The 13608-nt window shown below is 65.5% G+C and carries 11 protein-coding genes; 8 read left to right on the top strand and 3 right to left on the bottom strand.

The window, feature by feature from the left end; all coding sequences use genetic code 11:
* Positions 1 to 45: 45 nt before the first annotated feature.
* From BLQ58_RS06505 to BLQ58_RS06495, 3 genes are read right to left on the bottom strand one after another with little or no spacing between them, the layout of a single operon-like run.
* Positions 46 to 1290, bottom strand: a complete 1245-nt coding sequence (locus tag BLQ58_RS06505; protein WP_029051194.1) for a complex I 51 kDa subunit family protein — start codon at positions 1288 to 1290, stop codon at positions 46 to 48.
* Positions 1291 to 1298: 8 nt separating this feature from the next.
* Complete coding sequence (locus BLQ58_RS06500) at positions 1299 to 2948, bottom strand: FAD-binding protein (RefSeq protein ID WP_029051193.1); 1650 nt, start codon at positions 2946 to 2948, stop codon at positions 1299 to 1301.
* A gap of 13 nt (positions 2949 to 2961) precedes the next feature.
* Positions 2962 to 3606 (bottom strand): 4Fe-4S dicluster domain-containing protein, encoded by a 645-nt coding sequence (locus tag BLQ58_RS06495; protein WP_029051192.1) that lies wholly within the window; start codon positions 3604 to 3606, stop codon positions 2962 to 2964.
* A gap of 593 nt (positions 3607 to 4199) precedes the next feature.
* On the opposite strand from BLQ58_RS06495, the gene BLQ58_RS06490 reads away from it, so the two are divergent.
* The 8 genes from BLQ58_RS06490 to BLQ58_RS06455 all read left to right on the top strand — a co-directional run bounded on the left by BLQ58_RS06490 (position 4200) and on the right by BLQ58_RS06455 (position 13582).
* Positions 4200 to 6281, top strand: coding sequence for a 3-hydroxyacyl-CoA dehydrogenase NAD-binding domain-containing protein (locus tag BLQ58_RS06490; protein WP_029051191.1), 2082 nt, complete (start codon positions 4200 to 4202; stop codon positions 6279 to 6281).
* 51 nt (positions 6282 to 6332) lie between these two features.
* The gene (gene pncA, locus BLQ58_RS06485) at positions 6333 to 6998 is read left to right on the top strand and encodes a bifunctional nicotinamidase/pyrazinamidase (protein WP_029051190.1); all 666 of its coding nucleotides are present in this window, start codon (positions 6333 to 6335) and stop codon (positions 6996 to 6998) included.
* Between the two features lie 80 nt (positions 6999 to 7078).
* Positions 7079 to 8257, top strand: a complete 1179-nt coding sequence (locus tag BLQ58_RS06480; protein ID WP_029051189.1) for an acetyl-CoA C-acyltransferase — start codon at positions 7079 to 7081, stop codon at positions 8255 to 8257.
* Between the two features lie 117 nt (positions 8258 to 8374).
* A complete protein-coding gene (locus tag BLQ58_RS06475) occupies positions 8375 to 10234 on the top strand; it encodes an acyl-CoA dehydrogenase (RefSeq protein WP_029051188.1) in 1860 nt (619 codons plus the stop codon).
* A gap of 60 nt (positions 10235 to 10294) precedes the next feature.
* The gene (locus BLQ58_RS06470) at positions 10295 to 11077 is read left to right on the top strand and encodes an SDR family oxidoreductase (RefSeq protein ID WP_029051187.1); all 783 of its coding nucleotides are present in this window, start codon (positions 10295 to 10297) and stop codon (positions 11075 to 11077) included.
* A gap of 94 nt (positions 11078 to 11171) precedes the next feature.
* Positions 11172 to 11603: a PaaI family thioesterase gene (locus BLQ58_RS06465; protein WP_029051613.1), complete on the top strand. Its 432-nt coding sequence runs from the start codon at positions 11172 to 11174 to the stop codon at positions 11601 to 11603.
* 89 nt (positions 11604 to 11692) lie between these two features.
* Positions 11693 to 12706 carry an NADP-dependent oxidoreductase gene (locus BLQ58_RS06460; RefSeq protein ID WP_029051612.1) on the top strand — a complete coding sequence of 338 codons (1014 nt, stop codon included), beginning with the start codon at positions 11693 to 11695 and terminating at the stop codon, positions 12704 to 12706.
* 33 nt (positions 12707 to 12739) lie between these two features.
* Entirely contained in the window at positions 12740 to 13582 is an 843-nt protein-coding gene (locus BLQ58_RS06455; RefSeq protein ID WP_029051611.1) for a class II aldolase/adducin family protein, read from the top strand.
* Positions 13583 to 13608: the final 26 nt, after the last annotated feature.

Genomic DNA, 13608 nt, shown 5'->3' with positions numbered 1-13608 from the left:
ATCCGGCCGGTCTTCTGGCGGCTTGCGTGGCCGCCAGTACCGTCGTCACGTCATCAGCAGGTTCTCGTATTCCTCGCGAAACTGGTGCATGGAGCTTTCCACCACCGTCACCGCACCGTCGATCAGTCCGCAGCGGCCGCTGCCCGGCAGGATGCGGCAGAGGTTCTCCAGCGCCTCCAGGTCTGCCCGCACGCCGCGGCCGGTGTCGATCCGGTTGAGCAGCCGCATCAGCTGAAATGTGCCGCCCTTGCAGGACGGGCACTGGCCGCACGACCCCTGGGCAAAGAAGCTCACGTATTCGGCAACCTTGCGGACGATGCTGGTGCCTTCCGAGACGACGATCATGGCCCCGGTCCCCAGGCTCGAACGCCGCTGACGCACCGCGTCGAAATCCAGCGCGACGTCCAGGTCGCGCTTGGTCAGCAGGGTGTTGGAAGGGCCTCCCGTAAATACCGCCTTGAACTCCTTGCCCTGAAGCATGCCGCCGCCGTGCCCGAACACCAGCGATTCCAAACTCGTCCCCATCGGCAGTTCATACAGGCCCGGGCGCAGCACGTCTCCTGAAAGCGAATAGAGCTTCGTGCCCACCGCCTTGCCGAGACCGAGATCGCGATACCACTGTGGGCCATGGCGCAGGATGCCTGGCACGTGAGCCAGCGTCTCGGTGTTGTTGACGATGGTGGGCGCGCCATGGACGCCGTGCTCGGCCGGGTAGGGCGGCTTGCGGCGCGGGAACGGAAATCCGCCTTCCACGCTGGCAATCACCGCCGTCTCCTCGCCGCCGATGTACAGGCCGGAACTCGGCATGACTTGCAGCGAGACGGCGCCGCCGACCACGGCCGCCAGACGGTCGAACAGCGGATGGGTCTGCCACTGTTGCACCGCCAGCCGCGTGACTGCCAGCGACTGCAACTGATGCGGGTTGACGTACAGGACGACATGATTGGCCCGCGTGGCGGCCGCCGCGATCAGCGCGCCCTCGATCACCTGGTGTGGTGTGTGCTCCAGCAGAAAGCGATCCTTGAAGGTGCCCGGTTCGTCTTCGTTGCCATTGCAGATGACGTACTTTTCTCCGGCAGGCGCCGCCGCGACGGGCGCCCATTTTCGATGCGTCGGGAACCCGGCGCCGCCCATGCCACGCAGTCCCGCCTGTTCGATTGCTCCGATGATGGCCGCTGGATCGTCGAGGGCCCTGGCCAGCCCTTCACCGCCGCCGTGTGCCAGCCACGCGGTCAGGTCGGCACCGACCTGGATGTCGTCATTCAGCAGGACCTTGTTCGGGCGTTCCATGGCGTGGCTCATCGCAGGCTACCCACCGTACGGCCTCGCGCACCGGCACGCAGGCCGGCATCGACACGCAGATCGAAATGCGCGTAGCCGGGAAAAAGCTGGGGCGCCTGGACGTGCAGTGGCAGGCCGGCCAGCGTTAGTTCGCGCTGCCATGCGTGGACGTGGCCGATTCCGGCGCGGCTGGGCAGCGCGCCGCGCATCGATTCCGCCGCCTTTGCGCCGGCCCGGCGCCCCATGCTCAGGATGTCCAGCAGCGCATTGCCCATCAGCCGGTTGCGTCCGTGGATGCCGCCGGTGACTTCGCCCACGCCATACAGGCCCGGCACGTTTGTCGATCCATCCTTGTCGATCGCCATGCCGCCGTTCTGGTAGTGCAGCGTCGGGTAGACCAGAAAGGGCACCTGTGCCGCGTCATGCCCGCATTTGTGCGCCAGATGGGTGAGGGTGACCAGCCGGTTGGCGAGGATGCCAGGGTTTTCCAGTTCCAGCGTGGGCGTGTCGAGAAACACGCCAACCTGTCCATCGCGGCTGATGCCGCGGCCTTCCGCGCATTCTCGCAGGATGGCCGAGGCCACGACGTCGCGCGGCTTGAGTTCGTCCACGAATCGCTCCCCTTCGCCATTGATCAGCTTTGCCCCGGCCGAGCGCGCGGCCTCGGAGATCAGGCCGCCCGCCAGGTGGGGCGGATAGGCAATGCCGGTGGGATGGTACTGGAACGAGTCGAGTTCCCGCAGGCGGGCGCCCATGCGATAGGCCAGCACCAGGCCATCGGCGGTGGCGCCATAGTGGTTGGACGTCGGGAACGCATTCAGATGCAGCCGGCCGGCGCCACCGGTGGCCAGGATCACCGAGCGGGCGCGCACCAGCACGAAGGCGCCCCATTCGAGGTTGTAGATTACGGCCCCGGCGCAGCGTCCGCGCTCGTCGGACAGCAGTTCGACCACCGGGCAGCGGTTCCAGACGGCAATGCCCGGATCCAGGTCCACCGCCTCGCGCAGCACGCGCATCATTTCCAGGCCGGTGTAGTCGCGATAGGACAGGATGCGCGCAGCGGATGCCCCGCCGGGCTTCTTGCGCAGCAGGTTGCCACCGATGGCCCGATCCTCGGTCTGGTCGAACATCATGCCCAGCCGGATCAGCCACCGGATCACGTCCGGACCGTCAGAGACCATCTGTGCGACAAGTTCACGGTCTGCGCAAAAATGGCCGGCGCGCAGCGTGTCCTCGAAATGCATTTGCAGGGTGTCGTCCTCGCCGATGGCTGCCTGGATGCCACCTTCGGCCATCACGGTGTTGCTGTCGCCCAGGCGCAGCTTGGTGGCAAGGACGACCTGCGCGCCCTGTGCCGCGGCGGTCAGCGCCGCCGCGCAGCCGCCTCCGCCGCCGCCGATGACCAGGACGTCGGTCGTGACCAGTTGCGCGCCGGCGATATCGACGTCGTCGATCAGCGCATTGGCCTGAAGACTGCGGGCCAGATCGGGCTGGCAGGGGTCGCCACGGTTCGGCCCCACGGACAGGGCGACTCTGGCGTTCGGCCCATGATCGGGGTGATAGGCCTTGAGGAGCGCCTCGACGGAAGTCGTGTCGTCGCGCATGGCGGGCGTCACGCCACGCTTGTAGCGTTGGCATGCCTCCTGATAAGGGATGCTGTCGGGCATGGTGTGTGGTCTGTCAACCTTGTTGTGGGGGATGCGCGCCCGGCGCGTCCAGGTCGATCGTCATCTCGCCCCGCTCGGTCTGCTGCAACCGCTGCATCAGGTTCGCCGGACGCAGCGACAGCGAAGCGATCATGCGCCGCACGAACAGGCCAAGATGGTTGGGCTGGATCAGTTCGGGGCAGGCCAGCGTGCAGAGGTTGCACATGACGCATTCGTCGAAGACCTTCGCCGACGCCGCCAGTTCGCCGGCCACGGCAAGGTTGACGCCGCGCTGGACATCGAGCTGCTTGGGACAGGCCCGGTCACAGCCGCTGCAGTGCCGGCAATGGGCGGCCTCCGGAAAGGTCTCGGCAATGGTGCCCAGGATCTGCCAGCTGTCGCCGATATCCTCGATTCGATAGACATGGCGCGATGACGAGGTGAAGTAGTCAAGGAAGGCCACCTGCATGCCGTCCTCGACCATCGTCTCGCAGGCCAGCGCGGTCTTGACCTCCGGCTCGCCCTGGCGCCGGACCATGACCCGGCAGGAGCCGCACACCCCCTGGCCCATGCAGCCGACACCTTCCACGAGCGTCTCGCCTGCGTGGATGAATGCCTGCAGGATCGAACAACCGGCCGGCGCCGCGATTTCCCGTCCTTCTATGTTCAGACGTGCCATGCTTCTCCCGCGCATCCCGTTTTGCGGCAGTGGCCTGACCCCGCCGCGTCTTCGAATAGGTCGTATAAACCTTAGCACAGGGAAGGTTATTGCCAAGTCGGATCGCATGTTCCCAGCGGCGGCACCCGGTTAGCACTGACGACTCGCCTTCGCGGGGCAGGCGGTTGTCGTCGGGCATCTTTTTGCCGATTGGAGTGCCATGTCAAAAATTTCCTCGCCGAGAAGGATTGCCCGCGGAAGGGTGATTTATTCGGCATAAATGCCCTGATTCCGTCCCGCGTCCTACGGGTTCCCCCTGAGGGTTTGAACCCCGCTGCAGGCTCAACATGAATGCCGGAAAAAGCGGCCATGAAGGCCGCGCATGACGGCCGTTCCGCGGTGGAAAATTGAAATTGAACGACCGTGCTATTTTGTGTATGCTTGTCCCGCCTTCGAGCCGGATGGCTTGTGGCACAAGGGATTGCGGGCCATCGCGCAGGCGGCCCGAAGTTCCGGCAGGATCAGAGCAAGAACTGCATTCGAGAATTCGAATCCCGAGACAACCCATGAGCCCCTAGGAAGACGAAGGGCTCGCAAATACCAAAGGAACGCGTATGACAGCGCAGTATCAGGTACAGGACGGCGTAGCCGTTATCACGCTCGACAATCCCCCGGTCAACGGCCTCGGTCACAGCACCCGCCTGGGCATCGTCGAAGGCTTGACCCGTGCGCTGGACGATGCCGCCGTCAAGGCCGTCGTCATTACCGGCGCTGGCAAGGCGTTCTCGGGCGGCGCCGACATCCGTGAATTCAATACGCCCAAGGCCACGCAGGAGCCGACGCTGCATTCGGTGATCCGCGCGCTGGAAGCCTCGACCAAGCCGGTCGTGGCCGCCATCCACTCCGTCGCCATGGGCGGCGGCCTGGAACTGGCCCTGGGCTGCAACTACCGCGTGGCCGCCAAGGGCGCGCAGATCGCGCTGCCCGAAGTCAAGCTGGGCCTGCTGCCCGGCGCGGGCGGCACGCAGCGCCTGCCGCGCCTGATCGGCCTGGAGCACGCGCTGAACATGATCGTGTCCGGCACGGCCATCCCCTCGGAAAAATTCGCCGGCTCGAAGCTGTTCGACGAACTCGTCGATGGCGACGTGCTGCCTGCCGCCGTCAAGTTCGCCCAGAACGTGGCCGCCGCCCCCGGCCCGTACCCCAAGGTGCGCGACCTGAAGGTGCGTCACGAAAACGCCGAAGGCTTCCTGGCTTTTGCCAGGAACACCGTGGCTGCCGTGGCCAAGAACTTCCCGGCGCCGTCGAAGTGCGTGGAGGCCGTGGCCGCCTCGCTCAAGCCGTTCGAAGCGGGCCTGAAGGAAGAGCGCGAAGGGTTCATGTACCTGGTCGGTACGCCGGAATCGCGCGCCCTGCGCCATGCCTTCTTCGGCGAGCGCGCCGCCAGCAAGATCCCCGATGTGTCCAGCGACACCCCGGTCCGCAAGATCGAGCGCGTTGCCGTGATCGGCGCCGGCACGATGGGCGGCGGCATCACCATGAACTTCCTGAACGCCGGCATCCCCGTGACGATGCTGGAAACCAAGCAGGAGGCGCTGGACCGCGGCGTGGGCACGATCCGCAAGAACTACGAGAACAGCGCCAAGAAGGGCAAGCTCACGCAGGAAAAGGTCGAACAGCGCATGGGCCTGCTGACCACCACGCTGTCCTATGACGACATCAAGGACGCCGACCTGGTCATCGAGGCCGTGTTCGAGGAAATGGGAGTCAAGGAAATCGTCTTCAAGAAGCTGGACGAAGTGATGAAGGCCGGTGCGATCCTGGCCTCCAACACGTCCACGCTGGACGTGAACAAGATTGCCTCGTTCACCAAGCGTCCGCAGGACGTGGTCGGCATGCACTTCTTCAGCCCGGCCAACGTCATGAAGCTGCTGGAAGTGGTGCGCGGCGAGAAAACCGGCAAGGACGTGCTGGCTACCGTCATGCAGATCGCCAAGAAGATCAAGAAGACGGCCGTGGTCTCGGGCGTCTGCGACGGCTTCATCGGCAACCGCATGATCGAGCAATACAGCCGCCAGGCGGGCTACCTGCTGGACGAAGGTGCGCTGCCGGAGCAGGTGGACCGCGCGATCGAAAAGTTCGGCTTCGCCATGGGCCCGTTCCGCATGGGCGACCTGGCCGGCAACGACATCGGCTGGGCCATCCGCAAGCGCCGCGCCGTCGACAAGCCGGACATCCAGTATTCGAAGACGGCCGACAAGCTTTGCGAAATGGGCCGCTTCGGCCAGAAGACCGGTGCCGGCTGGTACGACTACAAGGCGGGCGACCGCAAGCCGTACCCGAATGCGCAGGTCAACGAGATGATCGTCGAGCATTCGAAGGAACTCGGTATCACCCGCCGCAAGATTTCCGATGAGGAAATCGTCGAACGCCTGGTGTTCGCACTGGTGAACGAAGGCGCCAAGATCCTGGAAGAGGGTATCGCGTCGAAGGCGTCGGACATCGACATGGTTTACCTGACCGGCTACGGCTTCCCGCTGTTCCGCGGCGGCCCGATGCTCTACGCCGACCAGGTTGGCCTGTTCAACGTGGCCCAGTCGATGAAGCGTTACGCCAAGGGTTACCACGGCGAAGCCTGGAAGGTGGCCCCGCTGCTGCAGAAGCTGGCCGACGAGGGCAAGGGCTTCAACGGCTGAGACACGACGGCCTGAATCGACAGAAACAGGAAAACAGGGGACACGAAAACCATGGCCTACGGCGCGCAGGACTGCCTGCTGGTGATCGACGTGCAGAACGATTTCATGCCCGGTGGCGCGCTGGCCGTGCCGCAGGGCGACGAAGTGGTGGCCGTGATCAACCGGCTGGCGCCGGCCTTCGAGCATGTGGTGCTGACGCAGGACTGGCATCCGGCCGGGCATGCGTCGTTCGCCACCAGTCATGCCGGGCGCGCGCCGTTCCAGACCACCACGCTGCCGTATGGCGAGCAGGTGCTCTGGCCGGACCACTGCGTGCAGGACACTCCGGGCGCCGCGCTGCATGCGGACCTGCGTGTTCCGCATGCGCGGCTTCTGATCCGCAAGGGTCATCATGCCGGCGTGGACAGCTACAGCGCCTTTCTGGAAGCGGATCGCACGACAAGGACCGGCCTGGGCGGCTACCTGCGGGAGCAGGGCGTCCGGCGCGTGGTCTGCGTCGGGCTGGCGACCGACTACTGCGTGGCCTGGAGCGCGCTCGATGCGCGCGCGGCAGGCTTCGAGGCGGTGGTCGTGGAAGACGCCTGCCGGGCGATCGACCTGGACGGATCGCTGGCCCGCGCCTGGCAGGACCTGGCCGCGGCCGGGGTCCGGCGTACCACGTCCGCGGCGTTGCTGGCCGGTAGTGCGAACCACAATCCCTGGCTTCCTGAATCCTGACGATTCACGTCGACATACCGAATATTCGTCGCAAGTTGGCTAGAGATAGCCAGAGACACCAAGATACCGAGGAGCAACACATGAACGAGGCAGTCATCGTATCCACGGCCCGTACCGGGCTGGCCAAGAGCTGGAAGGGCGCTTTCAACATGACCCACGGCGCCACCCTGGGCGGCCACGCCGTCCAGCACGCCATCGCGCGGGCCAAGATCGAGGCCGGTGAAGTGGAAGACGTGCTGATGGGTTGTGCCAACCCCGAAGGCGCCACCGGCGCCAACATCGCGCGCCAGATCGCCCTGCGCGCCGGCTGCCCGGTGACCGTGCCCGGCGCCACCGTGAACCGCTTCTGCTCGTCGGGCCTGCAGACCATCGCCATGGCCGCGCAGCGCGTGATCGCCGACGAAGGCGATATCTTCGTGGCCGGCGGCGTGGAATCGATCTCGTGCGTGCAGCAGGAGATGAACCGCCACATGATCCAGGAAAGCTGGCTGAACAAGAACAAGCCGGAAATCTACTGGAGCATGCTGCAGACCGCCGAGAACGTGGCCAAGCGCTACAACATCTCGAAGGAGCGCCAGGACGAGTATGGCGTGCAGAGCCAGTTGCGTGCGGCCGCTGCCCTGGAAGCCGGCAAGTTCAAGGACGAGATCGTGCCGATGACGGTGCTGGCCGGCGTGGCCGACAAGGCCACGGGTCAGCTGATGACCAGGGAAGTCACCATTGACGCCGACGAAGGCATCCGCGCCGACACCACGCTGGAAGGCGTGTCGAAGATCCGCACGGCCATGCCTGGCGGCGTCATCACGGCCGGCAATGCGTCGCAGTTCTCGGACGGCGCTTCGGCTGCGGTGGTGATGAATGCCCGCGTGGCGGCCGCCAAGGGCCTGCAGCCGCTGGGCGTGTTCCGCGGCTTTGCCGTGGCCGGCTGCGAGCCCGATGAAATGGGGATCGGCCCGATGTTCGCCGTGCCGAAGCTGCTGAAGAAGACGGGCCTGAAGGTCGAGGACATCGGCCTTTGGGAACTGAACGAGGCGTTCGCGGTGCAGGTGCTGTACTGCGCCGACAAGCTCGGCATCCCGATGGATCGCCTTAACGTGAACGGCGGTGCCATCGCCGTGGGCCATCCGTATGGTGTGTCCGGTGCCCGCCTGGTTGGCCATGCGCTGATCGAAGGCAAGCGCCGCGGCGTGAAGTACGTCGTGGTGACGATGTGCATCGGCGGCGGCCAGGGTGCCGCCGGCCTGTTCGAAGTCCTGTAAGCCTGCTGGCGCCGGACCGACGACGTACACGCCCTCTCCGCCTTGCGGGGAGGGCGTGGCTTCCTACCCCTTGCGACGGCTGTCTGCCGCGCTTTTCAGCCAGGAGTGTTGTCTCCCATGTCGCTGATTCTCTCCCGTCGTGATCTCAATTTCGTCCTGTACGAATGGCTCGATGCCGAGTCGCTGACCCGGATTCCCCGTTTTGCAGACCATTCGCGCGAGACCTTCGACGCCGCGCTCGATACCTGCGAAAAGATTGCCACGGACCTGTTCGCGCCGCATAACAAGAAGAGCGACGCCCAGGAACCGCACTTCGACGGCGAGACCGTCACGATCATCCCCGAAGTCAAGACCGCGCTGAAGGCGTTCTGCGAAGCCGGCCTGATGGCGGCCGGGCAGGACTACGAGTACGGTGGCATGCAACTGCCGGTCACGCTGGAAAAGGCCGCGTTCGCGTATTTCAAGGCTGCCAACGTTGGCACCAGTTCATACCCGTTCCTGACCATCGGCAATGCCAACCTGCTGCTGACGCACGGCACGCCGGCGCAGATCGACACCTTCGTGCGGCCGGAGCTTGAAGGACGCTTTTTCGGCACGATGTGTCTGTCGGAGCCCCAGGCCGGGTCGTCGCTGTCGGATGTCACCACGCGCGCCGAATACGAAGGCGAATCGCCGCTGGGCCAGCAATACCGGCTGCGCGGCAACAAGATGTGGATCTCGGCCGGCGAGCATGAGCTGTCCGACAACATCGTGCATCTGGTGCTGGCCAAGATCCCGGGGCCAGATGGCAAGCTGATCCCGGGCGTGAAGGGCATCTCGCTGTTCATCGTGCCGAAGTATCTGGTCAACGCGGACGGTTCGCTGGGCGAGCACAACGACGTCGTGCTGGCCGGCCTGAACCACAAGATGGGATACCGGGGCACCACCAACTGTCTGCTGAACTTCGGCGAGGGCATGAAGTACAGGCCGGGCGGCAAGGCCGGTGCCATCGGCTACCTGGTGGGCGAGCCGCACAAGGGCCTGGCCTGCATGTTCCACATGATGAACGAGGCGCGTATCGGCGTGGGCCTGGGCGCGGTGGCGCTGGGCTATACGGGCTACCTGCACGCGCTCGACTACGCCCGCAACCGTCCGCAGGGCCGGCCGGTGGGGCCGCAGGGCAAGGACCCGGCCAGCCCGCAGGTCAAGCTGGTAGAACACGCCGACGTGCGCCGCATGCTGCTGGCGCAGAAGAGCTATGTCGAAGGCGGCCTGGCGCTCAACCTGTACTGTGCGCGGCTGGTGGACGACGAGCACGCCGCCAAGGCGGCCGGCGAGACGGCAAGGCAGCGCGAGCTGTCGCTGCTGCTCGATATCCTGACGCCGATCGCCAAGAGCTGGCCGTCCCAGTGGTGCCTGGAAGCCAACAGCCTGGCCATCCAGGTGCATGGCGGCTACGGCTACACCCGGGAATACAACGTCGAGCAGTTCTATCGTGACAACCGCCTGAACCCGATCCACGAAGGCACGCACGGCATCCAGGGTCTGGATCTGCTGGGCCGCAAGGTGGTAATGCAGGACGGGGCGGCCTTCCAGTTGCTGGGCCAGCGCGTACAGGCGACCTGCGAGCGCGCCGCAGCCAGCGGCGACAAGGCGCTGGGCGAACAGGCGCGCGCGCTGGGCGCCGCGGCCGCGCGGCTGGCCGAGGTCACGCAGACGCTGTGGTCGGCCGGCGATCCAAACGTGACGCTGGCCAATGCATCGGTCTACCTGGAGGCATTCGGCCACGTCGTGGTGTCGTGGATCTGGCTGGAGCAGGCCCTGGTGGCGCACGCCGGGCTGGCAGGCGCGAAGGGCGAGGATGCCGACTTTTATCGCGGCAAGCTCGCGGCGGCGGCGTACTTCTTCCGGTTCGAGCTGCCGAAGGTATATCCGCAGCTCGACCTGCTGGCCTCGCTGGATCGCACCACGCTGGACATGCAGGACGCCTGGTTCTAAATGGCAAGCGGAATCGCACATTAGAGAAACGAGAAACGAGAAACGAGAAACGGAGACGACATGAGAACCATCCAGCAACTGTTCGACCTGAAGGGGCGTACCGCACTGATCACGGGCGGTTCGCGCGGGCTGGGCCTGCAGATTGCCGAGGCGCTGGGCGAGCAGGGCGCGCGTCTGGTGCTGTCGGCCCGCAAGGCCGACGAACTGCAGTCGGCGCAGGCCCACCTGAAGGCGCGCGGCATCGAGGCCGACTGGATCGCGGCCGATGGCTCGCGCGACGACGAGATCTCGCGCCTGGCGGACGAGGCGCTGGCCAGGCTCGGTCACGTCGACATCCTCGTCAACAACGCGGGGGCCACCTGGGGTGCCCCGGCCGAGGATCACCCGATCGAGGCCTGGGACAAGGTGATGAACCTGAACATCCGCGGTCTGTTTCTGCTGTCGCAGAAGATCGGCAAGCTGTCGATGATCCCGCGCCGCCACGGCCGCATCATCAACGTGGCGTCGATTGCCGGCCTGGGCGGCAACCCGCCGGGCTCGCTGGAGACCATTGCCTACAACACGTCAAAGGGCGCGGTGGTCAATTTCACGCGCACGCTGGCCGGCGAATGGGGCGAGCACAACATCACGGTCAACGCGCTGGCGCCGGGCTTCTTCCCGTCGAAGATGACCAAGGGGTCGCTGGACCGCCTGGGCGTGGACAAGATGTGCGAAGGCGTGCCGCTGCACCGGCTGGGCGACGACGAAGACCTGAAGGGCGCCGCGCTGCTGTTTGCGTCGGACGCCGGCAAGCACATCACGGGGCAGATCCTGGCGGTCGACGGCGGGGTCAGCGCGGTGTAAGTGCAGCGGGTGTGCACCCTTTCCCGCGCGCGGGAGAGCGGTGCGAAGCCGGCGCATAGTTCAGGCCGAAGGTTTTTTTCAATTGCCCCCAAACATGACCCAACGCCAACTCAACATCCCGTTCCTTGCCGATCTCGGCGTGCTGTGCAACTACATGGAAGGCGGCCGCAGCGAGATCGAGCTGGATCTGCAGACGCGCCACCAGAACAGCTGGGACATGGCGCACGGCGGCGTGATCATGACCCTGCTCGACGTGGCCATGGCCATTGCCGGCCGCTCGTCCGACGCCGACGGACGGGGCGTGGTCACCATCGAGATGAAGACCAGCTTCATGGCGCCGGGGCGCGGCAAGCTGACCGCGCGGGGGCAGACCGTGCATCGGACGTCGACGATGGTGTTCTGCGAAGGCGAGATCGTCGACGCCGACGGCAAGATCGTATCGAAGGCATCGGGCACGTTCAAATACATCAAGCGCATGCCGCCCAAGCGGGAATCCGGGGCGGCGGATTCGGGCGCGGACGGCTGATCGCGTCGCGCCAGCAGTTCTTCCATCCAAACGCAAAACCGCGCAAAACCGCGCTAACCCACGCGCAAACCGAGCGAAGGAATCCACACATGTCGAAGCAAACCTACAAGCGCATCGTTCTGGCCTCGCGTCCGGCCGCAGCCGTCACGCCCGAGAATTTCCGCCTGGAAGAGGTGGCCGTGCCGGATCTGGCCGACGGCCAGGTCATGGTGCGCAACCATTTCCTGTCGCTGGACCCGTACATGCGCGGCCGCATGAGCGACAGCAAGTCGTACGCCGATCCGCAACCGCTGGGCGAAGTGATGATCGGCGGCACCGTGGGCGAGGTCATCGCCAGCAAGAACCCGAAATGGAACGTCGGCGACAAGGTCGTCGGCATGTTCGGCTGGCAGGAAATCGGCGTGAGCGATGGCGGGGGCATGCAGAAGGTGGACACCACGCATATCCCGCTGTCGGCCTACCTGGGCTCGGTCGGCATGCCCGGCGTGACCGCCTGGTATGGCCTGAACAAGATCATCGCCCCCAAGGCCGGCGAGACCATCGTCGTCAGTGCGGCCTCGGGCGCCGTGGGCAGCGTGGTCGGCCAGCTGGCCAAGCTGGCCGGCTGCTACGTGGTGGGCGTGGCGGGCGGCAAGGACAAGTGCGACTACGTGACCAATGAACTGGGCTTCGACGCCTGCGTGGACTACAAGGCGGCCAAGGACGCAAAGGAGTTGTACGCGATGGTCAAGGCCGTGACGCCCAAGGGTGTCGATGGCTACTTCGAGAACGTCGGCGGCGACATCCTCGACGTGGTGCTGGCCCGCCTGAACCCGTTCGCGCGCATCGCCGTGTGCGGGCTGATCGCCGGCTACGACGGTCAGGACATGCCGATCCGCAATCCGCGCGCCATCCTGGTATCGCGCTGCAAGATCGAGGGCTTTATCGTGTCCGAACACATGGACGTCTGGCCGCAGGCGCTCAAGGAACTGGGCGGCTTCGTGGCGCAGGGCAAGATCAAGTTCCGCGAGAGCATCGCCGAAGGCCTGGCCAGCGCGCCGGAGGCCTTCATCGGCCTGCTGAAGGGCAAGAACTTCGGCAAGCAGCTGGTGAAGATGGCCTGAGCGGCACCCAACCCCACAAATAAGGAGACAGCCATGAACGCCCCGCAAACCGCCAATGACAAGGATGACATGGCCGCCGGCCTGTCCGAGGAGGTCAAGGCCCGCTACCGCAATCTGCCGCGCCCGCCGCAGTTCGATACGCCGGCCCAGGAGCGGCTGCATCGCAAGCAGCGGCTGGCGGCGGCGTTCCGGCTGTTCTCCAAATTCGGGTTTGACGAAGGCGTGGCCGGCCATATCACGGCGCGCGACCCCGAGTTCACCGACACGTTCTGGGTCAACCCGTTTGGCGTCCACTTCAGCCACGTCAAGGTGTCGAACCTGATCCGCTGCGATCACCACGGCAATGTGGTGGAGGGCGACTATCCGGTGAACGCGGCGGCCTTCGCCATTCACTCGCGCGTGCACCAGACGCGTGAAGACGCCGTGGCGGCTGCCCATTCTCATAGCACCTATGGCCGGGCGTGGTCCACGCTGGGGCGCAAGCTCGATCCGCTGACCCAGGATGTCTGCGCGTTCTACAACGACCATGCGCTGTACGACGATTTCGGCGGCGTGGTGGTCGAACTGGACGAAGGTCAGCGTATCGCCAACGCGCTGGGCCAGAACAAGGCGGCGATCCTGCAGAACCATGGCCTGCTGACGGTGGGCAAGACCGTGGACGAGGCCGCCTGGTGGTTCATCACGATGGAGCGGTCGTGCCAGGTGCAGATCCTGGCCGAATCGGCGGCCGTCCGGACGGGCCAGGCACCGAGGGTGATCAGCGACGCGGCGGCCAGCCAGGCCTATTCGATCGTCGGTACGGCGCAGGCCGGCTGGTTCCAGTTCCAGCCGTTATACGCACGTATCGTTAAAGAACAGCCGGATCTGCTCGATTAAGCAGGAGTCGATCTCCCCGATCTCCT

This window comes from Ralstonia sp. 25mfcol4.1, from assembly GCF_900104095.1.
Taxonomy (GTDB): Bacteria; Pseudomonadota; Gammaproteobacteria; order Burkholderiales; family Burkholderiaceae; genus Cupriavidus.
Note: the sequence above shows the minus strand (reverse complement) of the source record. Positions and strands in the feature narration are given on the sequence as shown.

Excerpts from the sequence above, each read along its gene's own strand:
- BLQ58_RS06505 (WP_029051194.1), bottom strand. The coding sequence starts at position 1,290 with ATGGAACGCCCGAACAAGGTCCTGCTGAATGACGACATCCAGGTCGGT.
- BLQ58_RS06500 (WP_029051193.1), bottom strand. The coding sequence starts at position 2,948 with ATGCCCGACAGCATCCCTTATCAGGAGGCATGCCAACGCTACAAGCGT.
- BLQ58_RS06495 (WP_029051192.1), bottom strand. The coding sequence starts at position 3,606 with ATGGCACGTCTGAACATAGAAGGACGGGAAATCGCGGCGCCGGCCGGT.
- BLQ58_RS06490 (WP_029051191.1), top strand. The coding sequence starts at position 4,200 with ATGACAGCGCAGTATCAGGTACAGGACGGCGTAGCCGTTATCACGCTC.
- pncA (WP_029051190.1), top strand. The coding sequence starts at position 6,333 with ATGGCCTACGGCGCGCAGGACTGCCTGCTGGTGATCGACGTGCAGAAC.
- BLQ58_RS06480 (WP_029051189.1), top strand. The coding sequence starts at position 7,079 with ATGAACGAGGCAGTCATCGTATCCACGGCCCGTACCGGGCTGGCCAAG.
- BLQ58_RS06475 (WP_029051188.1), top strand. The coding sequence starts at position 8,375 with ATGTCGCTGATTCTCTCCCGTCGTGATCTCAATTTCGTCCTGTACGAA.
- BLQ58_RS06470 (WP_029051187.1), top strand. The coding sequence starts at position 10,295 with ATGAGAACCATCCAGCAACTGTTCGACCTGAAGGGGCGTACCGCACTG.
- BLQ58_RS06465 (WP_029051613.1), top strand. The coding sequence starts at position 11,172 with ATGACCCAACGCCAACTCAACATCCCGTTCCTTGCCGATCTCGGCGTG.
- BLQ58_RS06460 (WP_029051612.1), top strand. The coding sequence starts at position 11,693 with ATGTCGAAGCAAACCTACAAGCGCATCGTTCTGGCCTCGCGTCCGGCC.
- BLQ58_RS06455 (WP_029051611.1), top strand. The coding sequence starts at position 12,740 with ATGAACGCCCCGCAAACCGCCAATGACAAGGATGACATGGCCGCCGGC.